Origin of the sequence: Paenibacillus lutimineralis, from assembly GCF_003991425.1 — a bacterium.
Taxonomy (GTDB): domain Bacteria; phylum Bacillota; class Bacilli; order Paenibacillales; family Paenibacillaceae; genus Fontibacillus; species Fontibacillus lutimineralis.
On record NZ_CP034346.1, the window covers coordinates 4432496 to 4453867 of the forward strand.

The window sequence follows — 21372 nt, forward strand, 5'->3', positions numbered from 1 at the left end:
TAAACCCTCCTTTGCATGTTCTATAAGAGGTAATTCAAAATAAAGCTATAATCTAGTACATTCCCTTGTTCGTGATAGAAACACTTCTTCACAAAATATAACATAACCCCCAGCTACATGAAAGGCTACTCGTCATATCAAGGAAATATGAAGGTAGCTCATCGCACGGAAATTAACAACGCCCCCGCGCTTCCATGATCGCCAGAACCTCCGCCACCTGTGGGGCGTATTTTTTGGTTAAACGGGATTTGCTCAAATTGGAGCGGAGAATTTTATCCACTTCCGGATGCCTCACAACGGCATATTCCTTCAATAAAGCAAAACCTTCCTCCGGCAACGCCTCGACGAATACGCTGAGTGCATATTGAAGTCCTTTGGACAACACAGCGAAATGCTCTGAGCGACGGTCTAACGGATCTGAAGCAGCAAAATCAGCCAGAATATCGCCGCCCATCTTTAAGCTGAAGCGGGCGATTTCTTTATGATGAAGAATAGGAGGATGCGCCAAAGCGGCAACAAACGCCCTTTTCTCAAGGTAACTTGCATCGGGATAACACCGTATAAAGTACTCTTTTATGGCAGGAAAATTATTCTCCGCAATAAGCTGCAGCCCCATTGCCGCCCCCTCCCTGGTCCTCCACCGCTTGTCATTCATAGCGCTCTTGAACTGGTACAGAATCAGGTGTTGGGTCTCCTTATTGGTATAACAATAATGGGCACCCAGCGACAGAATACCGCAGAAAGGCAGATATTCCCGCGGATGATTAGCCGGAGCTTCCGCTTCCGGGATATTCACCCAGCGGATGAGTAAGTCCAGTAAATCATCTGAGAGATTTTCCCCTTGAAAGCAGGCAGCAAAATTATAGGCCAGCGTCAGATTTCCCCGTGGACCCGGCAAATTGGAATTCGCACACAGCAACTCCTCAATTTCTTTAAAATTTGTCTTAATAGCCAGCATAGGGATTATTTCTTCAAGGATATCAGTCTGTTCCTTCATCAGCTTCGTCCACCTTCCATGCGGGCAGCCGGGCCATCATATTTCTGGCCGCATTGCGGGCAACCCCTTGGTCCAGCCCCTGAGTTCTAACGATTAAAGCGGACAGGGAATCCAGCTTTTCTTCATAAGACTGCATGGTTCCATCGGGCCTCATACAATGCACGCAATAATCTTTTTCGACATCCCCCAATGCAAAATCAGCAACTTCTGTCATTGGCATACCGCAAGCAACACAGATTTTCATTCTGTCCATCCTCTCTCCCCATCCGTTAGGGATGGGATTAGATCTTATTGTTAACGACCATGAATTTTGCCTTGCTCTGCAAGGCAGCAAACGGGTTGAAGCCTTTTGAAAGTTTTCTTGCTTTTTCTCCGGCTAACGGGCCTTGATTAAACGCATAAAATGTTCCAGCAGTTCCTGGCCGTACCGTTCCAGTACAGATCCTTCGGGAGCAAAAAGATCGTCGTTTGCCAGATAGTAGTGAAGCAATCCGATCCAGGTATTAAACAGCAGGTGTACAGGAATCGGGATCTGCTCGCCCGCATCCATTTCCCGCTCAGCCGCCTGGCTGATATGGAAGGAGATAGTCGATTGAACAATGGTAAAGGTGTCCCTTGTGCTATCGGGGAGCACCCGGCTTTCAACCACCCAGCGGGTATAAAAGGCTTCAAATTCCCTTAAGCCCTTGAGATGGGCTTCCAGCACCTCCCGCAATCCACGGTTGCCGACTGCCAGTTCATGAAGTCTTCTTGAAATCCGCAGGCCAAATTCTTCAATGACAGCATTAAACAACGCTTCCTGTGTCGCAAAATGGGCAAAAACTGTGCCATGGGATACTTGCGCTGCTTGGGCAATATCGGCAGTTCTGACCGTGATGAAGCCGTGCTGTGCAAATTGCCTGAAGGCAGTCTCTATTAAATGTTTTCTCGTTTGCTCCTTTTGGAGCTGGCGACGCGTCTTAGTCATTTCATTGATTCACCACTCATTGACTTTTAACTCATAATAACCCACTCCTCCTTCTTTTGTCAAATGCTTCCTGGGAAAGCTTCATGTCCATGTGTCTTTCGGATAGGAAAAAACCTGGTCTTTATCATGCAACCAGGTTTTTTGATGCCGACCTATATTTATTTAATTACCGCTTCGTACCTGAAGCGGAATTTCTGCAAAAGGCTCTTACCCTGAACCAAACCAGTCTCTCTCGTATTTCGGATTAGAAGAAATTCGGTAGATACTGGCGATGCGCTTCGAGCATTTCATCGAGCAACACCTTGGCTGCAGAGACAGACGGCACCAACGGATGATGAGCCATCGCCTGCAGAGCTAGACCGCGATCCCCACTGACCGCCGCGTCGATCGCCAGGCTTTCGTAAGTCTTCACTGCATGTAGCAGTCCTTTGACATGCTCTGGAATATGCTGCGGCACGAGTGGAATCGGTCCCTCAGAGGTTACTACGCAGTTCACTTCAATGCTGGCGTTATCCGGCAAGAAGTCAAATATTCCGTTGTTCGCCACGTTTAGAGTCTGAATATCATTGCGGCCTGTGTAGAGCGATCTCATGAGATGTACAGCGGCTTCCGAGTAGAATGCCCCGCCTCTTTGCTCTAATTGCTTCGGCTTCTCTTCCAATTCCTCGTTAGCATACAGTTCGAATAATTCTTTCTCTACGCGGCTCACCACATCGGCCCTGGTTCCGTTCTTCTCCAGTGATTCCTTCATCTCATCGAACATTTCATTCATCATGTAGTAATACTTGAGGTAGTAGGTTGGGACCGCACCCAACGATTGCAGGAACTCCGGATCCCAGCCAAGCGTTGGCACGTTCTTGGCCGAGTACTCTCCCTTACCTGCCAACAATTCCGGCATCCGTTCCTTGCCGTTAACTAATGCCGAGGTTACCCAGTGCAGATGATTAATACCAACAAATTCAGGTAGTACCTTACTCTCATCCACTTGATAGGCTTCCGCCAGGAATTTCTTGAAATTGATCGGAGAATTACATAATCCTACGGAGCGTACCCGTGAATATTTAGTAACGGCTTCCGTAATCATACCCGCCGGATTCGTAAAATTGAGCATCCAAGCATTCGGTGCCAGCTCTTCAATATCACGGCAAATATCGAGAATGACCGGAACTGTACGCAGCGCTTTGAACATGCCACCCGGGCCGGTCGTCTCCTGACCGATTACCCCGTGTGAGATCGGGATGTGCTCATCAAGCTTCCTAGCTTCTAGCAGCCCTACGCGGATCTGTGTTGAGACGAAATCAGCATCCTTAATTGCCTCACGCCGATCCAGTGTCAAGTGCACCTCAATGGGAAGACCTGATTTCTTAACCATCCGTTTGGCCAAATTGCCAACGATCTCTAATTTGTGCTTGCCTTCCTCAATATCAACCAGCCATAGTTCAGCAATTGGCATTTCCTCGTAGCTCTTCAGCAGTCCCTCGACTAATTCAGGCGTATAGGACGAACCTCCACCAATGACAGCCACCTTAATTCCATGTTGTGTCTTCATCACTGTACCTCTCCTTTCAAATCTGAAAAAGAAATCTGGCTTAAATTATGCTTCACCTGCGGGCTGATCTCCTGCCCATTCCGATCCATGGCACTAAGCACAGCGCCGGCGACCGGGTCCATCGTAATCTGCGTGATCGTCGCTCTCGGCGCGGTAAGGGTGATTCGCCGCTTGATCGCATCACGCATAATGTCCGTGCGCACTTTAGAGAGGATGCTCCCTCCAAGCACAACATTAAATTCCTCTTGCTCCATTCCCAGTCTGACAATCAGAGCGGACGCTGCATTACCAAGCTCTACACCCTGTTCAACGAGAATAGAAATCGCTACTTCATCTCCCTGCTCCGCCGCTTCGAACATAAGCTTGGCAAGCTCTAATGGAGGGATGTACTCCCCGTCTAGAACTGCATCCAGCATTTGCGGCACAGTAGCAAACCCGCTCGCCTGCAGAACCAGGTCTGTTAGCAGCGTCGATTTGCCGCGGCGATCCCAGGCACGGACGGCTGAACGAAACGCAAAATTGGCTAGATCCCGTCCAGAGCCTTGTCCGTCTCCAAACAGGAAGCCAAACCCACCGTATTGCAATTCTTCACCGGCGCGGTTCCTGGCCGCTGCATTAAAGCCTGTACCGCTAATAATAACCGCTCCGTAGGGATGCTCACTCCCCGCACGCATGGCAATCATCGTATCGCATGCGATAGAGTGATCGGGAAAATTCAATTCGGCGATCATGGGACGAAGAATGCGGTAATCCGCCTCCCGATCCGCTCCCGCCAATCCAAAAAAAGCATGAGTAATGTCGTGAACAGATAATCCTGCTTCACGCAGCGCCTGGTTGCATGCAGATGCGATGTTACGGCCCGCATTCCGGGGATCGGTCTGATGATTCCCATTTCCGCTTGCTCCTCTGCCAAGGGTCTCCCCCTTCGCATTGACGAGCAGGCAATGTGTCTTGCTGCCCCCGGCGTCAACGCCCAAGTAGTAGTTCATCTGGCATCTCTCCTTCTTCTTAAGCATACTAAAAAGGACTGTCGCATTTCTTCTGCAATAGTCCTCATTTTTAATACTATCTTACTAAAACATAAACTCACCCTATAGAAACTTACTGCACTTCCTCGCCATGCAGCCGTCTCTTCAGCACTGAAGGGGTCGTTCCTGTCTGTCCCAGGAACAGGCGATTGAAGTTGGAGAGGTTACGGAACCCGCTAGCTTCAGCAATTTCGAGAATGCTAAGATCATCCTGCTCCAGCAGACCCACGGCGTGATCAATTCGCAGCTGGACCAGGTATTTCATCGGCGACGTACCCACGATCTGGCAAAACAGGGCACTAAACCGCGACGGGCTTAAATGTGCTTCATCCGCCAATTCCTTCAAGGTCCATGGGTAAGCCAGCTTCGCTTCCATCACCTGAACAACATGTCTGACCTGTTCCAGATGCTTCACGACCGCCCGGCTCTGTTCGCCTTGTCCAGTATGGATGGAACGATTCATTTCCGTCAGGAAGAGAAGCAGCCAGCCGCGGATCGCCGAGGCATAAGAGCGCCCCTTCCCCTGGTATTCCTGATACATTCTCATCACATATTGTCCAAGCTGCTGCGCAGCCGGGTGTTCCTGGGATATATGATTGGAGAGCGGATTGCCCATTTGGCGGAAAGGAAGGAGTATATCATGATCGTATTTGTACTCCGAACCAAGAAATACGGGCTCGAACATGATGATCACCATCTCCAGATCGGTCCCTTCATACGCCCGGTGTAGATCATGAGAATCAATCAGGAATAGATCTCCCTCAACAAAAGGATAATCCTGCCCATTAATGACATAGGTGCCGCTACCCTTTGTAATCCAGTTGATCTCCAGAGCCCGGTGCCAATGCAGCCGCTGAAATGACGGAGAAACCCCGAGCGAGGTCGAGACAGATAGCGGCAGACGCGCGGGCAGAACGATCTCATCCGGTTTAATAGAGAGCGAGGATGTCAGTTTCATCGGATATCCCTCCTTTTGAAAGCTTTAATAGATTTCTTATAAACTCATCCGGTCAATAAGTACTCTTTACTTGATTGAATCATATCTATCTGCCAAGCACAATAATACCTGAGTATAATCAGCAATTATTTATTTTTCATATACGCTTGTTCGAACTCTATCAAACTATGAACATATGATATTTTGTCTCCTACTAAGGAGATATTTCTAGACAAGGGGTGAATATATGATGGGGATTCTACGCTTATTGTTCAAATTACCAGACCGAAAACGCATTCAGATATTGGAAGCTTCTCTATCCCTTCTGAGCGTTAGAATCGATCACCTGGAGCAGGCCCTGGCTTTCGCAACATTTCCGAATCAGGACACAAGAAACCGATTGAACGATGTAATCGGGCAGTACATGACGATCCGTCTTCATGATACCATTGTGCGCGGCACCTTGATTGCTGTCGCTGACGACTCACTAGAGATCGAAGATGACCAGCAGCGGCACATCCTTGTTCCGACCGCCAAAATTATTAGTGTCTTGTACGAGAGCGGAGGATAATGATTCGTCAGAGTAAAAAACAACAGGACAAGAGCGAAATCTGCTCCTGTCCTGCTGTTTTAATCAATAGAATCGTTCTGATCCGTTTAATTCTTCAGACTTTGCAGCGGTGCCGGAATTTGACCTCCACGCTTGATGAATTTGAATGGTGAGAATGTATTCACCTTCATAACCGGGCCGGTTCCGAACAGTCCGCCGAATTCCAGCTCTTCTCCCTCTTTCTTGCCGATCGCAGGGATTACCCGCACTGCCGTCGTCTTCGAGTTGACCATACCAATTGCCGCCTCATCGGCAATCAGCGCAGCAATGACTTCACTTGGCGTATCGCCAGGGATTACGATCATATCTAATCCTACCGAACATACCGCAGTCATCGCCTCCAGCTTCTCTAGACCGAGCGCACCCTCGCGCACCGCCGAGATCATCCCCGCATCCTCGGACACCGGGATAAATGCGCCCGACAATCCGCCGACCCGTGAGGAAGCCATGACGCCGCCTTTCTTCACGGCATCGTTCAGCAGCGCTAACGCCGCAGTCGTTCCGTAAGCCCCGCAGGACTCCAAGCCGATCTCTTCGAGAATGTGGGCTACCGAATCGCCGATCGCCGGGGTCGGAGCCAAGGAGAGATCCACGATACCAAACGGAACGCCAAGCCGTTCACTTGCCACGGTACCTACAAGCTGTCCCATCCGCGTAATCTTGAACGCTGTCTTCTTAATAATTTCAGCGATTTGGGTCAAATCGAAATCATCGGGTGCACTAGCTACCGCAGCTCGTACAACACCCGGGCCGGATACGCCAACGTTAAGCACGACATCGCCCTCACCTACGCCGTGAAATGCCCCCGCCATAAATGGATTATCATCAACGGCGTTGCAGAACACAACCAGCTTGGCGGCTCCGAAGCAGTCCTGGTCTGCTGTTAGTTCCGCACACTGCCGAACAATATCGCCCATGAGAGCCACGGCATCCATATTAATCCCCGCTTTGGTCGAACCAATATTCACGGATGAGCATACATGCTCGGTCTCTTTCAAGGCCCGTGGGATAGATTCGATCAGAGCTCGGTCGCCCGCCGCAAAGCCCTTTTGCACCAAGGCTGAATATCCGCCAATAAAGTTGACGCCAACGGTCTTCGCTGCACGGTCAAGCGTCTTCGCGTACAACACCGGATCACCGCCGCTCGCAGCAACCAGAACGGAAATTGGCGTTACCGAGATACGCTTATTAATGATCGGAATTCCGTATTCCTTCTCAATATCTTCACCCGTCTTGACCAAATCGCGGGCCAGTCGTGTTATTTTTGCGTACACTTTGTCACAGCTCTTCTCAATATCCGGGTCCGCGCAATCCAGCAAGGAAATTCCCATCGTTATCGTACGGATATCCAGGTGCTGATCCTGGATCATATGAATCGTCTCTAGTACTTCTTTCGAATTTATCATCAGGTACATTCCCTTCAGCCTTGATTAGAATATTGCTACTGCTAAGTTCCAAATTCAATTAACTCATGTTCAAAAAGGTCCGGTTTTCAGCATCGAGAAGGTTGGATGAAGCTAGGGTCTGAGGAGCGCAGCGTACGTAGTGGGTACGTGAGCACCTGAGATGTTCCGTAGGAAACATGACTTCGTAAGCATGTGCTTAGACCCGGCTGAATTCAAGATTCGATGCCGAATTACTTCTTGATTTACTTCGTGTTAGATATAGAATTTATACGTTATCAGTGGAACTGATGGAATTCTATATCGCAAGAAAACCTACCTCTGGATCGCGGTCGCTCATCCTTGAATGACTTCGATCGGTTTTCTTATCAAAAGCGGAACTTTTTGAACTTCCTCTAAATGCGGTGCATGGAGTTGAATAGATCCTCATGCATCACCTGAATGACGAGACCGTGTTGCTCACCCTCTGTGCGCATAATATCCACCAGTTCATGCAGTTTGCAATTAATTTGATCAATATTCACCATCATAATCATAGCGAACATATCTTGAAGCACGGTCTGGCTCACTTCAATTACATTCGCATTGTATTTTGCGCACAGCGTACTTACACGCGCTAGAATTCCTACCGTATCTTTTCCAGTAACCGTAATAACAGCTCTCATCGTCTTCTATCCTTTCGAGTATCAAATTATGTTCTATTGTATATTTAATCTTTAATTTCTTACAACATAGGATTTTGCGATATTAAGTTTCTTACACTTGAACTCAAGATCATTTTTATCGCAAGAAAGAATCTTTATAAGTCTAATCAAGTCAATGATTGATCCCCATATCGAAGAAAGAGGTCCACCAAAATCTAACACAAACGGAAGAGATGCTGTTTTTTTTCTTTCATTCTATAAATATTCTGGAACTAGTGGAGATCCGATGGTAATATCGATTCATACAATAGAAACATGAAGCTGACCGATTTTTTTATAGTTAACAAAGGAGTAACTAATGAACAATCCGATACATATTCTCGTTGCCGAGGACGATAATGATATCAGTCGATTGCTTTGCAGCATTATAAAGAAAAGCGGTTATATCCCTCAGCCGGCTTACTCCGGAACAGAGGCGCTTCTCTACCTGGGGCAGCGCCGTTGGAGCATGTTGCTTCTTGATTTGATGCTGCCGGGCATGACAGGAGAAGAACTGCTCGAACGGATCGACAGACGTGACGATATGCCGGTTATTATCATTTCGGCCAAAGACGAGCCGAAGACCAAAGTGTCTGTCCTGCGCGGGGGAGCGGACGATTTTATTACGAAACCATTCGATGTAGAGGAAGTATCTGCGCGAATCGATTCCCATCTGCGTACGTATGCGCGAATTCCACAACCGGTTTTGTCTAATGTGCTGCAGCATAAAGGGCTTGTACTTGATCGGGACGCCATGTCGGTTACAGCAGATGGGGCTGAACTGACTCTAACAGCGCGAGAATTTCAGATTCTTTCGTTGCTATTGTCGGCACCGATGAAGGTATTCACGAAATCCAATCTGTACGAAAGAGTTTGGCAGGAGCCATTCTATGGCGACGACAACATCATCAATGTTCATATGAGCAATTTGCGCAGCAAGCTGTTAAAAGCTGCTCCGCAAAGCGATTTTATCGAAACGGTATGGGGCATGGGATACCGGCTAAAGTCTTAAGACATTCTTAAGTTTTGGCTTTAGGTCTACTTATGTTTTGATTTCTATACTTGGTCTATCAGATAAAGGAGGCCAAGAAGATGCAGGAGTATGTATTAAAAACAAACCAGCTATCCAAAAAGTTCAAAGACCATAAAGCGCTGGACAAAGTTAATTTGTCCATTCGGAGAGGCTCGATTTATGGGTTCATTGGACAAAACGGAGCTGGAAAATCAACGTTGATCCGCCTTATAACGGGACTTGCCTTTCCGACCGAGGGATCGATTGAGCTGTTCGGTGCCTGCGAAGAGAAGGCTTTAATCCAGGCTCGCAAACGAATCGGCTCTATTATTGAGAGCCCTGCTTTGTTTCCTCATATGACCGCCAGCGAGAATCTGGAGGCGAACCGGATTCTACGCGGTATTCCCGGCAAAGATTGCGTTCCCAGAATGCTCAAGCAGGTAGGGTTGGAAGGAACCGGAAAGAAAAAAGCGAAAAATTTTTCACTCGGCATGAAGCAGAGGCTGGGTTTGGCAGTCGCCTTGCTGGGGGATCCAGAACTCCTCATTTTGGATGAGCCGACGAATGGATTGGATCCGATGGGCGTTATTGAAATGCGGGAGCTGCTCAAGAAATTAAATCGGGAGCTCGGCATGACGATCCTAATCTCAAGCCATATCCTAAGCGAGTTGCATTTGATGGCAAGTCATTATGGCATCATTCACGGTGGCCGGCTATTGGAGCAGCTTACCGCCCAAGAGTTGGACGGAAAATGTCGGCAGTATGTGTATATTAAAGTAAATGATCCTGGCATGGCAGCAGCCGTTATTCAGAACCATCTGGGCACAACCGATTTCGAAGTGATGCAGGATGGAGCCATCAAATTGTATAACCATATTGAGCAGCCTGGTAAAATTTCTTCTGTGCTTTTCTCTGCGGGTCTGGAAGTTGAGAAGTTTACGCCCATGGGGGAAGACTTGGAAAGTTATTTCACAAAGCGGATTGGGGGTAGTCCGCATGTATAATCTGATCAGAGCCGAGTTTTTTAAGCTTCGCAAGAACAGATCGTTCTGGACGTTGCTGATTGCACTTGTAGTAGTCTCGCTTGCTTACCCCTTGTTATATTATTTTGATCATCAATCCAGTGGAGAGCCGCAATTCACGGGAGCACAGTTTCTGAGCACCTTTATTGCAAGCAATGCCTACGCTATCAAATTCGGCGTTGCTGTGTTGGCCGGATTTTTCATTTCCAATGAGTATGCTACAGGTATCATGAAAACGATCGCTTCGTCGGGCAACACTAGAGGGCGGCTGTATACGGCAAAGCTCTTCGGATTCGTAGCCGGTGCCATGTTGGTTTCTCTTGTTTTTCCAATCGTCAGCACAGTGGAGGTTACGTTTCTATCGGGCTTTGGTCATTTACCGGCGGATAGTAGTGTGTTTTTCATACCTAGAGTGTTGGGTCTGACGCTGCTGTATACAGCGGCCTACGCGGCCATTGGGGCGATGTTTGCTGTAATCCTAACTGACAGCGGCAAAACGATCGGGGTTTCTATCATTTTCTTTCTAATGATCGATATCGTTTTGGCCGGCATAGGTTCGAAGGTTGAATTCTTTGCCAAGTTGTACGATTATTCTATTTTTAAACTGGTTGGGGATATCGGCAAACCGAGCATCGATAGCGGAGATTGGCCTGCGCTCCTGCTTGTGCCGTTGTTGACAATTGTCTTATGTGCTATGCTGGGCATTTTGGTATTCCGGCGTAAAGATATTAAATAATGATGGGAGTGAGGAAAGTGCTGCTTGTCCTGACGATCTTATCAATGGCGGCAGCAGCTTTCCTGCTTGTCCACCTACTAATGCTGAGGAGGGAATTAGGGCGGATGACGGAACAATTGCAAAGCTACAACGAAGGAGTAACTGGCAAAAAAATCGACGTCGCCCTATTCGATCCAAAGCTCGAAGCGCTTGCCGGGCAAATCAATCGTCAGTCCCATTTAATCGTCGAAGCGAAAGCACATCGAAAACGAATCGAAAACGAATTTCGACAGGCGGCCGCGAGCATTTCCCACGATATCCGTACTCCGTTAACCTCTATCTTCGGTTATATCCAGTTGTTGGAGGTAGAGAACATAACGCCTGAAGAGAAACTCGAATACATCGCAGTCGTAAAAAATCGAACCAAACGCTTGCAGGCGTTATTAAACGATTTTTTTGAGCTGTCCGTGATCGAATCGCCAGATTACCCGCTGAAAACCGAAAAGCTTGGATTGACCGCCCTAATCTCCGACATTGTGGTCGATTTTTACGATTCCTTTAACGAACGCGGCATCATACCTGACATACGGCTGCCGGAAGAAAATGCGTCCGTATACGCTGACGAATCGGCTGTGCGGAGAGTCGTTGAGAACTTACTTTTCAACACGGTAAAGTATGCTTCCAGTCAGGTGGAAATCTGGTTGGAACAGCGGCAGGAGACAGTAGACCTGACCATTATTAACGATGCGAGGGAACTGGCTGGAAGTGACGTTAACCTTTTGTTTGATCGGTTCTACACGGCAGATCGTGCTCGATCCGCCCAAACATCCGGGCTTGGCCTTCCTATCGCCAAAAGCCTGATGAACAACATGGGGGGTACGCTGACGGCCGAACTGAACGGTGAAAAGTTGATGCTCATCTGCCGCTGGAAAAAAGTAAAACGGCATTGAAACCGACCGCGTGACACTACATTCGGTAATTGCAATTGATTTTGCATTTTTTCATGTTTCCTCCGCCGCGGGCGGCCGATGGGACTTGGCCCAGCCATTCGTAGAAGTAATGATCGTCTGGGTGACCACCTACTCCGCGCATGTGGAAGATCATCTCGGTGCGATCGCCCTGTGTTTTTGATTTTTTGCGGGCTTTATATCTCTAAACCCTTCAAATTCTAATGAGACGTAGTCCTAAAGAGAAAGCCACTAACCTATGCGTAGCGCTCGGTTGATGGCTTCTTTTAACAGTATCAGACAGACAAAGTTTTAGGTGTGATAGCTCCATTGCCCTAACCAGATATAGATGGCCATCAAACCAAATAACAATACACAGAAATTAATGACCACAAATAAGCAACGCATTGTCATGGTACGGTGGAACTTGAAGAGGGTCTTGAACCCATCGTTACCGTTAATGATGAACAAGATCAGTATTGTATGTACGATGGTATGTCCAACGATTTCTTTAAATCCGAATACGGTTGTCGTAAGGATAAATATACTCGTAAGTAAGAACGCAGAGAATCGATTTAAAAGTCCAACGATAAATGCCCAAGCAAGTCCTAGCTCAATGAAGGCGCTAATCAAAACAAAATGTTCAACGGAAAAACCCAAAGTTGGAAGGTGATATTCGATCATGAGGGAGTTAGCAAGTTCGGGTAGCGTAAGCTTTTCCATGGCGATCCATGCCAGTGACAAGCCTGTAAATAAATAGAGAACCATATTGATTGAGGGGGACCATCGTGTGTTAACGACGCATAAGTAATAGATGATTCCAACATAGAATACATAGTCCATTACATGGAACATTCCGTAGTTCACAATGGCAGTAATGTATAGCACAGTAATTGCCAGGCCACTACCGAGGAGCAGCTTGCGGTGCAATAGTCCCACCATGGCCACTATAAGAAAGAGGTATACCCATATATCATTAGACACGAACGTTGGGGATATATAGGTTCCTGTACAGAGTTGAAGGAGGAGACCAAGGCCAAGACCTACACGTAAAATCGTCAATTGAAATCGCCTTAACTTATTAAGTAAAAAGTGAAATTGGTGAACAATGCGATATTTCTCCAGTTTTTCATTGCATATTGCTGCAATAAGCAATGCCGCGAGCGTGAATACCAACCAGAAGAGAAAAACGGGGGTGATAACCTTAGACATGGATTCGGGGTGCCATAGTTGTTGATGCGTAAACCATTTGACGTGCATGATTAAATTGCTCCATGGAGGGAGCCATTGTGCCATATGGCGGATCACTTCCTTTTATTAAAATTTCAAACAAAAATATAATAACATAAAATATACAAATAATAACACTAATTTCCTGATGTTTTTATTTATGGATTTATCAATTCATAGATTCTCTTGTGAACTTAAATAGGAGACTCATAGAATACCATGTTCGTGCAGCCCATTCCCAAAAATAAAATAGATATAAACTATATCGTGCAAAAATAGGCGCTGCCGATTAGCTGGCAGCGCCTTGCCCATCCTTCTTATTTCTCTTCCTGTTGTCCTATCATTCGCAGTAGCATGACCGTCGCTTCCACCCGCGTCACCTTTTCATTCGGTTCGAAACGGTTCTGTCCACGGCCATCCACAATGCCAAGCGCGTGAATTGCTTCTATCGCACCCTTTGCCCATTGTTGAATCGCTTCGTCGTCAGCAAAGCCAGTCGATGCTTGAACGTTACTTTGTAACTTAAGTGCCCTAGCGATCATTACTGCCATCTCGGAACGGGTAATGTAGGCACTCGGACGGAAGCTGCCGTCCTCATATCCGTTGACGATCCCTTCTTGCACCACTTGCATAACTGCCCTTGTTGCCCATTCGCCGATTTGAGCGTGATCGACGAACGTCATCGAGGAACTTCCTCCTTCCAATTTCAATGCACCTGCCAGCATCACCGTAAACTCGGCCCGGGTAACGGCAAGGTTCGGTTGGAACGTTCCATCAGGATAACCGCTTATAATGCCATTCGCCGCGGCGCGTTTGATGTTGCTTTCTGCCCAGTGGCCGGAGATGTCTGTGAAATGGATGACCGGTTCAGATGGCTTTGGTATTTCGCGGCGAATGTTCAGCGTATACTCCTTCTCACTTCTATTCTCCGCCATCACAATCAGCACCAGTTTATTGTCGCCTTCCTCCAGATGGACCTGGGTTCTGTCCACGATCACTTTATCCTTCAACATCACCTTTGCCGCGGAGTGCACTGGTTTTACTGCAATTTCGACCAGCTCGGCTTCCGTTCGAGCTGTATAACTTGTCGTACCGACAGTAAACGATGGGCTGAGGTCCAATATCTTATCCTTATCCCATACCTGTAATTCTCCCAGTTCAGCGTTGCTGGATAACGTGATGCCCCCTTCTGAACCACTGCCTCCGGAAGCGCTGCCTCCGGAACCGCCGCCCCCACTTGAAGATCGGGCTGTCGTTGCTTGCTTAGCTAGCGGCATGCTTTCGTTACCTGCTTCGTTGAAAGCCGTAACTTTGAACGTATACGTCGTATTGGCCGCGAGGCCATTGACTGTGGTTGCGTATACGGTGCTGGTTACGGTCGTGTGCTCCTTGTTATCGACGTATATCCGATAGCCGGTAACTCCGTCATTATCCGTCGCTGTTGACCATGACAGTTTTACACTCGTTTGCATGATGTCTGATACAATCAATTCACTGCTATTCGGCCATTGCGGCGCTTCGGTGTCCGGGTTCGGTAGCTGTGGTGATGTCTTAGCAGAAGCAATCAGGGCTTTGCTTTCGTTCCCTTCTTCGTCAAAAGCCGTGACTTTGAACGAGTAGGTTGTATCAGCACTCAAGCCGTCAACCATCATTGTATAGACACTGCTGCTTACCGTCCTATGCTCCTTGCTATCGACGTAAATCCGATATCCGGTCACACCGACGTTATCCGTCGCTGTCGGCCACGACAGCTTTACGCTAGATTGCGTGACGTCCGACACCGTCAGCACACTTCCTTCCGGCCATTGCGGCGCTTCGGTGTCCGGTTTCGATGACTGTGGTAATGTCTTGGCTGTTGCAGTCAGGGGCTCGCTTTCTTTCCCCCCTAAACTGTACGCCCTAACTTGGAACGTATATTCCGTATCGGCCGTTAAGTCATTAATACTAGTTTCGTATTCGCTAGCGCTTACCGCCTTGCCCCCCGTCCCGATCACGGCAATCTGAAAACTAATTACTTTGTCATTATCTACCGGAACGGGCCAAGATAACTTCACACTTGTTTGTGTAATGTCTGAGATGGTTAGTGTACTTCCTTCCGGCCATGTCGGGAGTTCAGTGTCCACGATCGGAATGACCAGCAGCTTTGGTGTACCTGCACTAAACGTCAACGTCAAGGTGACCGATCCGACTGCCTGATGAGCCAGGTATTCCTTCTTGATCGTCAGCACATTGCCAACAAGCGTATAATCTTCGCTCGCCACTAGCTCATCCGAACCGTTCTTAATGCTGAGCAATGTGTTGCCGTTCAGTGTAACGGTCGTCGTTATATCCTCTTGATTCGCCGGATTCTTATCGAAGCTGCCGTTGATCGGGTCAACAAACACCGGACTCGGAAGAGTAACTGCCTCGCTTGTAACATCCCCGTCCGATCCAAGTACAGGCGCTGCAAAATTTAGTCGGGCGCCAGTAATTTCTCTATCATAGTTCGCTCCCAGATCTTCGAAAACCACTTTTCCATTTTCCGCTTGTTTTACTGTCGTACCTGTCAAATTCCAGTTTCCAGAGTCACTTTTTGATACCTCAACCGACGTGGAACTATTTTCACTCACATTGCCAAAATCATCGACAATCCATAAAACCGGCTGCGGGTCAAACAGCCCTGTTGGCGCGTCAAATCCTGAGATATCTCTCTGTATCTTTAGTTTCTTTCCATCGCCAGATTCAGGTTGTACGACAATGGCCTCCAGATTAGGCTCCAGCAGTCCCTTGATTTGAAATTGAAGCGTCTGCTGTACCGCTGCATGCAGAACAAGAGGTACTGTAGCGACTCCATTTGTAAATTGCACCTGAATCGTTTTTGGTGTGCCGTCCAATTCCTCGCCTGCAAAAAATCCGAATGTCCCATCTGGCGCTGCTGCATAGCCTTCAAGTGTTACTTCTGCCAGCTCGTTAAAGGAAGTATTCAAGCTGCCATCTGCGTAATGAACTTCAAAGAGAACGTTTACCGCCGAGCCCACTTTTAACTCTGGCGATTCAAGCTCAGCTACCGCTTTATATGGCTCCTGGACAAGTTGATAGTAGGCGCTTCCATTAGCTGAGTCGATAAAAGGACCTTCAACGAGAGTATCGGATTTCAAATTAACTACTGGCCGTATGCCAACCTTTAAGTTGCCAGACTTAACAAGAACTGCCCCATTCGCATTGTTGACTAGATAATTACTATGAAAGCTATATTGCGATCTAGTCCAATGATACTCCGATTCGTTGCCGCTAGTCTTTCTGTTGTTGGCATCATTGAAGTAAGGAATGACGAATTGTGGTAGACCGTTCACAGGAATTAATTCTAAAGCCGATAAAATAAAGAATGTCTCATCTTCTAGCCAGTCGCCATCGAGTAACCTTGGGTAACTCGTTAACGAGATCGCATTGCGGAATGACGAGGAGAAGGCTGGATAAAATGATTCTCTTAGCCAATGGCGGACAGGAGAAAGAGTCCAGCGATTCAACTTTTCTTGCCCAGTATCTTCAAGCGTTTCAGCTACAATTTCTTCTGAGATGAACAAGCTGGTATCAGGCCCGTGTCTATCTTTAGTTACGAGAATCCAGTTGATCGGCGCCGTCTTGTATATTACCGCATCCAACAATCCCGCTTCGATTGGTCCAGCTGTGAAATACCCCCATTCTCTGCTATCGCGAATTTTCGTGCCAATCGGTAAATCGCCAATACGCTGAGTCGTTACCTCAAGAGCCTCCCAGGGTAATGTTACAGTCGTACTTTCAATTGGCGGCAAGCCATCCGCTTCAAATCCAAGCTGCGCTCCCGTTACTACCGCTCCATTCGTTGCGCCAAGATTAGTAAAAGTTACGATCCCTGAGCTTGCTGTTGCCCTAGTAGACCCTGTAAGATTCCAGGCCCCCGAGTCCTTCTTCTTTACCGTAACAACGGTAATGCTGTCGTCTATGCTCGTATTGCCGTAAGCATCGAGAAGCGTGACGACAGGCTGCTGGGCGAGCATGCCTCCGTTGCTGACCGGAGCCTTAATGTCCGTGGTTAGCGCCATCGAGGCTGCACTTCCTGCTACTGGCGTAATGATCAACGAATTGGCCGCAGGTGATGCCACGCTCGCTACACTTATATTGATCGTCTGCCCTCCCGCTTTGTTTAGCCTCAGCTTGATTGTCGCTACGCCGTTTGTAAACGTGGCATTGGTCGTGTGTGACGAAGCGCTCAAGGCCGTCCCGTTCAAGCTGCCAAAGGAGCCATCCGGCGCTGGCAAGTACCCGGATATCGTCACCTCATGCGCTCCGCTAAACGTTGTGTCTGTGTACCCATTCGCATTTTTCACGGTCAGCGTGATCGGATCATCTACACCAACTCCGGGGATGGACGAGCCGGCGAACGCGGAGACAGTCTGTGCACTCAAGCTTAATTTTCGAATCCGACTATTAAAAACATCCGCTATGTACACGTTTCCACTGCTATCTACCGCTATGCCGTAGGGGCAATTCAAGTCTGCCGAGGCCGCCGGTACTCCGTCTCCCGAATAGTTATACCGCCCCGTACCCGCTATCGTGCTAATATTCCCAGATGTATCAACTTTCCGAATTCGGGAATTGGATCTATCCGCTATATATACATTTCCGCCACGGTCTACAGCTATTCCAATGGGCTGGTTAAATATAGCCGAGGCCGCTGGTACTCCGTCTCCCCAATAGCCCGGTCCATCCGTACCCGCTAATGTGCTGATCTTTCCCGTGGCATCGACTTTACGAACCCGGTGATTGAATGTATCCGATATATACAGATTTCCGCTGCTGTCAACTGCCACTCCAAGCGGGGAGTTAAGTTGGGCCGATGCGGCATCTCCTCCGTCCCCCGAATAGCCGCGAACTCCCGTACCCGCTACCGTGCTAATGGTTCCCGACGTATCGACTTTCCGAATCCGGTGGTTGCCTTTATCCGCAATATACAGATTTCCGCTGCTGTCTACCGCCACTCCGTCCGGATAACTTAGTTTAGCCGATGTCGCAGGTCCCCCGTCCCCCGAATAGCCGTTCCCCCTCCCGCCTGCTACCGTGCTGATATTCCCCGATACATCAACTTTCCGTATGCAGTCGTTAGAGTAGTCCACTATATACAAATTTCCAACGCTATCTAATGTCAGCCTATAAGGGTTATTCAATTGGGCCGATGTTGCAGGCCCTCCATCCCCCGAATAGCCGCCGGTACCTGTACCCGCTATCGTGCTAATCTTTCCTGACACATCGACTTTTCGGACCCGGTGATTGGAAGAATCCGCAATATACAGATTTCCAGTGCTGTCTACCGCCACTCCACTAGGGTTATTCAATTCTGCTGAAGCAGCAGATCCCCCATCCCCCGAATAATCGTTGGTACCTATGCCTGCTACCGTGTTGATGGTATAGCCGCTTGCAGCGTGGACTTTTCCTCCGTTCAGTTCTGGCACCACCGATGTGATCAATAATAGAGCCAGTACGCTGGCCGTTAACTTTTTGATCTGCTTACGAATTTTTTTCCCCTCCCAAGGCAAGTTTCTATGGCTCAGCAATTCCATATAAAAATAGACGTACAACCTCATCCGCCAAAACCTCTGGCTTTTTAGATGTTCGAGCTTTTTGTGTCGCGATAAAGCGTTCCATCATGCCCACGAGACTATCCGCAACGATCCCCATATCCATGTCTTTACGGAAATAGCCTGCCTGCTGCTCGGCAATCAGGTTCGCCAGGATCTGATCGGTCAATTGGTCTTTAATCTCGGCCGCCTGGGGAGCAACCAAAAAACCGATACTGGCCAGATGAGGTTCTTCGATAAAAAACCGGAAGAAATTCGTAAGCCCCTCCGTAATCCTTTGGCGGATAAATGTTTTCGCAATACCTGGTTCGAGGAGGCTTTTCTGGGTGTAATCACTTAACCGGGAACGAAATAAATGGACCAATTCTTGAAACAACGCATCTTTATTCTCGAAGTAAAGATAGAAGGTTGGTTGGGTAACCCCCGCCTTCTCGACGATGCTGCTTACCTTCGTCTCGTGATATCCTCGCAAGGCAAATTCTTCTGTGGCGATGCTTAACAATAAACCTCGGCTTTGTTCGCCGCTAGCTCCTTTCTTCCTTCCTCTCTGCCCCATACCTATCAATCTCCCTATTTATAAAATTATATTACTATAGAGTATTATATTATCATTTCCCCAAATTTCGTCAATAGATTGGATATTAAATAAAAAAAATCAACAAAGGAATCAATCTTACGCTGACCTATTTACCGCCGCGCACCCCCAATGTATATTCCCTGATATCCTTTTTCGACTCTGTCGCTTTAATCTCGTAATTATTGAATAAAAAAACGGCATTTTCTGCCGTTTGTATTAGATGTTGGTGAAGCCAAGGGGGATCGAGCCCATGACCTCATCGCTACCAGCGATGCGCTTCTCCCCGCCCTTGGGTAATACACTACCCCATAATTACGAGAGGAAGAAATAGAAAAGCTTCCCTCTATTCAGAAGGAAGCCCTAATCGTCACATGTTTATTCATTGGCACAGTCCGTCAAGATTCTCCCCATATCTACCTGATTATCGTCTGCCGCGCCCATCTTCCAATGAATTGACTAATTCGAAGTTTAAAGTCGATCTTAAATACCATACCTTTTAACTTCTACCTTGTTAATGATCGTACTTAGCATCATCTTCTTTCTTGCTATCGATGTCTGTTCGAATACATTGCACCAGTTCGGAATGTTTAGCAAAGTCATAGTGTGCCCGTGCCTCTACAACTTGAGTATAATTCACTCTTCCCCACTGCCTTAGCTCTTTCATCGGCTGAAGGAATGTTTCCCCTAATGGTGTTAATGAATACTCGACGCTTGGAGGCACTGTAGGAGTTATGTGTCGTTGGACCAATCCATCGCGCTCAAGCTTGCGTACCGTCTGGGTAAGCATTTTTTTGGATATCCCCTCAACCCTCCTGAGCATTTCTCCATATCGGATTTTACCGCTTTCCATGGCATAAAAAACAAGTGCAGTCCACTTGTTAGAGATAATGTCAAGAACTTTGCTATAACCGCAATTGGATAACGAAATGTCAGATTGTTTTGCTTTAGATGTATATGTCAAATGATTTCCCTCCTATGTAATGCTGTAATACAAAGTTCCCAGGATACTTTAAAGTGCCTACTTATATCATTCTAATTTTTGTAATACTATATGTCTACACCAGTACTGTAGCAGCTTTGTGCAAGATCTGCCGTAACAAGGCACCGCTTAAGGGCGATCCGGACGTTCCAAGAGCAGGAAGATATGCTCGCGATAGAGGTATCTTGTACTGGATTACTCCGATGGGTAGGTATAAACATGACAAATATTATTAAAACGCGTCCCAAGCTATTTGTATTGGATAACGGTCGAATGAGCATGGATAAAAATTGGATAATCGCCATGCATAATCCGGCTACAATAAATAATCCGAACGCCCCAACACAATTTGTGGAATTTCCAATTTACACGGTATTGATTGATCATCCTGAGGGGAAAATCTTGTTTGATACAGCCTGCAACCCAAACTCCATGGGCATTAGAGGGCGTTGGGCACAATCGACCCAACTGTCGTCTCCATGGGTGGCAGACGAGGAATGTTTCCTGCATAACCGACTGGAGCAACTTAATGTTAGACCCGAGGATATCAAGTACGTCGTTGCCTCCCACTTGCATCTGGACCATGCAGGATGCCTCGAAATGTTCACGAACGCGACCATTATCGTTCATGAGGATGAGTTTAATGGAGCACTGCAAACCTACGCCCGTAATGAAAAAGAAGGAGCCTATGTTTGGGCTGATATCGATGCATGGATCAAAAACCAACTACAGTGGAAAACGGTCAAACCGAGCGAAGACAACTTGGATCTGGTGGATGGCATCAAAATCTTGAATTTTGGAAGCGGTCATGCATGGGGGATGTTAGGTCTTCAGATCGAAATGCCAGAAACAGGCGGAATCATTCTAGCTTCCGATGCCATTTATACGGCGGAAAGCTTCGGTCCTCCGGTCAAGCCGCCTGGTATTATTTATGATTTGATCGGCTACAGAAATGCGGTCGAGAAAATCCGTACTTTGGCTACCCGCACGAATTCTCAAGTGTGGTTCGGGCATGATGCGGATCAATTCAGACACTTGAGAAAATCTACTGAAGGATATTATGAATAATAATAATCCCCTATCATGTTTAGTGGATGCTCTCTTTTGAAAGAAAAAGAAAAT

General features: G+C 47.5%; 18 protein-coding genes. 6 read left to right on the forward strand and 12 right to left on the reverse strand.

Features of this window, described 5'->3' with window-relative positions; translation table 11 throughout:
* Window positions 1-172: 172 nt before the first annotated feature.
* The 6 genes from EI981_RS19600 to EI981_RS19625 form a co-directional block, all read right to left on the reverse strand.
* On the reverse strand, window positions 173-997 hold the full coding sequence (locus EI981_RS19600) for a hypothetical protein (RefSeq protein ID WP_127001046.1): 825 nt from the start codon (window positions 995-997) through the stop codon (window positions 173-175).
* Complete coding sequence (locus EI981_RS19605; protein WP_227011497.1) at window positions 981-1250, reverse strand: zinc ribbon domain-containing protein; 270 nt, start codon at window positions 1248-1250, stop codon at window positions 981-983. The genes EI981_RS19600 and EI981_RS19605 overlap by 17 nt, the downstream gene beginning before the upstream one ends.
* Window positions 1251-1373: 123 nt before the next feature.
* Entirely contained in the window at window positions 1374-1964 is a 591-nt protein-coding gene (locus EI981_RS19610) for a TetR/AcrR family transcriptional regulator (protein ID WP_127001048.1), read from the reverse strand.
* 244 nt (window positions 1965-2208) lie between these two features.
* A complete protein-coding gene (locus EI981_RS19615) occupies window positions 2209-3513 on the reverse strand; it encodes a 6-phospho-beta-glucosidase (RefSeq protein WP_127001050.1) in 1305 nt (434 codons plus the stop codon).
* Window positions 3513-4502: an N-acetylglucosamine kinase gene (locus EI981_RS19620; protein WP_127001051.1), complete on the reverse strand. Its 990-nt coding sequence runs from the start codon at window positions 4500-4502 to the stop codon at window positions 3513-3515. Before EI981_RS19620 ends, EI981_RS19615 begins: the two co-directional genes overlap by 1 nt.
* Window positions 4503-4614: 112 nt before the next feature.
* Window positions 4615-5499 (reverse strand): AraC family transcriptional regulator, encoded by an 885-nt coding sequence (locus EI981_RS19625; protein ID WP_127001052.1) that lies wholly within the window; start codon window positions 5497-5499, stop codon window positions 4615-4617.
* A gap of 229 nt (window positions 5500-5728) precedes the next feature.
* Between EI981_RS19625 and EI981_RS19630 the strand changes: the two genes are divergently transcribed.
* Complete coding sequence (locus EI981_RS19630) at window positions 5729-6049, forward strand: hypothetical protein (RefSeq protein ID WP_227011498.1); 321 nt, start codon at window positions 5729-5731, stop codon at window positions 6047-6049.
* An 86-nt stretch (window positions 6050-6135) separates the two neighbouring features.
* Here EI981_RS19630 and EI981_RS19635 read toward each other — a convergent pair whose 3' ends face one another.
* Both EI981_RS19635 and EI981_RS19640 read right to left on the reverse strand, forming a co-directional pair.
* A complete protein-coding gene (locus tag EI981_RS19635; RefSeq protein WP_227011923.1) occupies window positions 6136-7491 on the reverse strand; it encodes a PFL family protein in 1356 nt (451 codons plus the stop codon).
* A gap of 395 nt (window positions 7492-7886) precedes the next feature.
* Window positions 7887-8156 carry an ACT domain-containing protein gene (locus tag EI981_RS19640; protein WP_127001055.1) on the reverse strand — a complete coding sequence of 90 codons (270 nt, stop codon included), beginning with the start codon at window positions 8154-8156 and terminating at the stop codon, window positions 7887-7889.
* Between the two features lie 337 nt (window positions 8157-8493).
* On the opposite strand from EI981_RS19640, the gene EI981_RS19645 reads away from it, so the two are divergent.
* From EI981_RS19645 to EI981_RS19660, 4 genes are all read left to right on the forward strand, one after another.
* Window positions 8494-9186: a response regulator transcription factor gene (locus EI981_RS19645; RefSeq protein ID WP_127001056.1), complete on the forward strand. Its 693-nt coding sequence runs from the start codon at window positions 8494-8496 to the stop codon at window positions 9184-9186.
* Window positions 9187-9266: 80 nt separating this feature from the next.
* Entirely contained in the window at window positions 9267-10190 is a 924-nt protein-coding gene (locus tag EI981_RS19650; protein WP_127001057.1) for an ABC transporter ATP-binding protein, read from the forward strand.
* Entirely contained in the window at window positions 10183-10944 is a 762-nt protein-coding gene (locus EI981_RS19655; protein WP_127001058.1) for an ABC transporter permease, read from the forward strand. The genes EI981_RS19650 and EI981_RS19655 overlap by 8 nt, the downstream gene beginning before the upstream one ends.
* A 104-nt stretch (window positions 10945-11048) precedes the next feature.
* Window positions 11049-11873, forward strand: a complete 825-nt coding sequence (locus tag EI981_RS19660; RefSeq protein ID WP_227011499.1) for a sensor histidine kinase — start codon at window positions 11049-11051, stop codon at window positions 11871-11873.
* Between the two features lie 309 nt (window positions 11874-12182).
* Here the strand turns inward: EI981_RS19660 and EI981_RS19665 are convergent, their stop codons facing one another.
* The 4 genes from EI981_RS19665 to EI981_RS19680 all read right to left on the reverse strand — a co-directional run bounded on the left by EI981_RS19665 (window position 12183) and on the right by EI981_RS19680 (window position 20232).
* Window positions 12183-12812, reverse strand: a complete 630-nt coding sequence (locus EI981_RS19665) for a hypothetical protein (protein WP_227011500.1) — start codon at window positions 12810-12812, stop codon at window positions 12183-12185.
* Between the two features lie 605 nt (window positions 12813-13417).
* The gene (locus EI981_RS19670; protein WP_162616221.1) at window positions 13418-18676 is read right to left on the reverse strand and encodes an NHL domain-containing protein; all 5259 of its coding nucleotides are present in this window, start codon (window positions 18674-18676) and stop codon (window positions 13418-13420) included.
* On the reverse strand, window positions 18657-19250 hold the full coding sequence (locus EI981_RS19675; protein ID WP_127001064.1) for a TetR/AcrR family transcriptional regulator: 594 nt from the start codon (window positions 19248-19250) through the stop codon (window positions 18657-18659). The genes EI981_RS19670 and EI981_RS19675 overlap by 20 nt, the downstream gene beginning before the upstream one ends.
* 532 nt (window positions 19251-19782) lie before the next feature.
* Complete coding sequence (locus EI981_RS19680) at window positions 19783-20232, reverse strand: winged helix-turn-helix transcriptional regulator (protein WP_335926211.1); 450 nt, start codon at window positions 20230-20232, stop codon at window positions 19783-19785.
* A 237-nt stretch (window positions 20233-20469) separates the two neighbouring features.
* Between EI981_RS19680 and ahlS the strand changes: the two genes are divergently transcribed.
* Window positions 20470-21318, forward strand: coding sequence for an AhlS family quorum-quenching N-acyl homoserine lactonase (gene ahlS, locus EI981_RS19685; protein WP_127001066.1), 849 nt, complete (start codon window positions 20470-20472; stop codon window positions 21316-21318).
* Window positions 21319-21372 lie beyond the last annotated feature (54 nt).

Coding starts and splice junctions, on each gene's coding strand:
- EI981_RS19660 (WP_227011499.1), top strand. CDS start 11,049: ATGACGGAACAATTGCAAAGCTACAACGAAGGAGTAACTGGCAAAAAA.
- EI981_RS19625 (WP_127001052.1), bottom strand. CDS start 5,499: ATGAAACTGACATCCTCGCTCTCTATTAAACCGGATGAGATCGTTCTG.
- EI981_RS19620 (WP_127001051.1), bottom strand. CDS start 4,502: ATGAACTACTACTTGGGCGTTGACGCCGGGGGCAGCAAGACACATTGC.
- EI981_RS19640 (WP_127001055.1), bottom strand. CDS start 8,156: ATGAGAGCTGTTATTACGGTTACTGGAAAAGATACGGTAGGAATTCTA.
- EI981_RS19665 (WP_227011500.1), bottom strand. CDS start 12,812: ATGGTGGGACTATTGCACCGCAAGCTGCTCCTCGGTAGTGGCCTGGCA.
- EI981_RS19645 (WP_127001056.1), top strand. CDS start 8,494: ATGAACAATCCGATACATATTCTCGTTGCCGAGGACGATAATGATATC.
- EI981_RS19615 (WP_127001050.1), bottom strand. CDS start 3,513: ATGAAGACACAACATGGAATTAAGGTGGCTGTCATTGGTGGAGGTTCG.
- EI981_RS19650 (WP_127001057.1), top strand. CDS start 9,267: ATGCAGGAGTATGTATTAAAAACAAACCAGCTATCCAAAAAGTTCAAA.
- EI981_RS19670 (WP_162616221.1), bottom strand. CDS start 18,676: ATGGAATTGCTGAGCCATAGAAACTTGCCTTGGGAGGGGAAAAAAATT.
- EI981_RS19630 (WP_227011498.1), top strand. CDS start 5,729: ATGGGGATTCTACGCTTATTGTTCAAATTACCAGACCGAAAACGCATT.
- EI981_RS19675 (WP_127001064.1), bottom strand. CDS start 19,250: ATGGGGCAGAGAGGAAGGAAGAAAGGAGCTAGCGGCGAACAAAGCCGA.
- EI981_RS19610 (WP_127001048.1), bottom strand. CDS start 1,964: ATGACTAAGACGCGTCGCCAGCTCCAAAAGGAGCAAACGAGAAAACAT.
- EI981_RS19600 (WP_127001046.1), bottom strand. CDS start 997: ATGAAGGAACAGACTGATATCCTTGAAGAAATAATCCCTATGCTGGCT.
- EI981_RS19655 (WP_127001058.1), top strand. CDS start 10,183: ATGTATAATCTGATCAGAGCCGAGTTTTTTAAGCTTCGCAAGAACAGA.
- EI981_RS19605 (WP_227011497.1), bottom strand. CDS start 1,250: ATGGACAGAATGAAAATCTGTGTTGCTTGCGGTATGCCAATGACAGAA.
- ahlS (WP_127001066.1), top strand. CDS start 20,470: ATGACAAATATTATTAAAACGCGTCCCAAGCTATTTGTATTGGATAAC.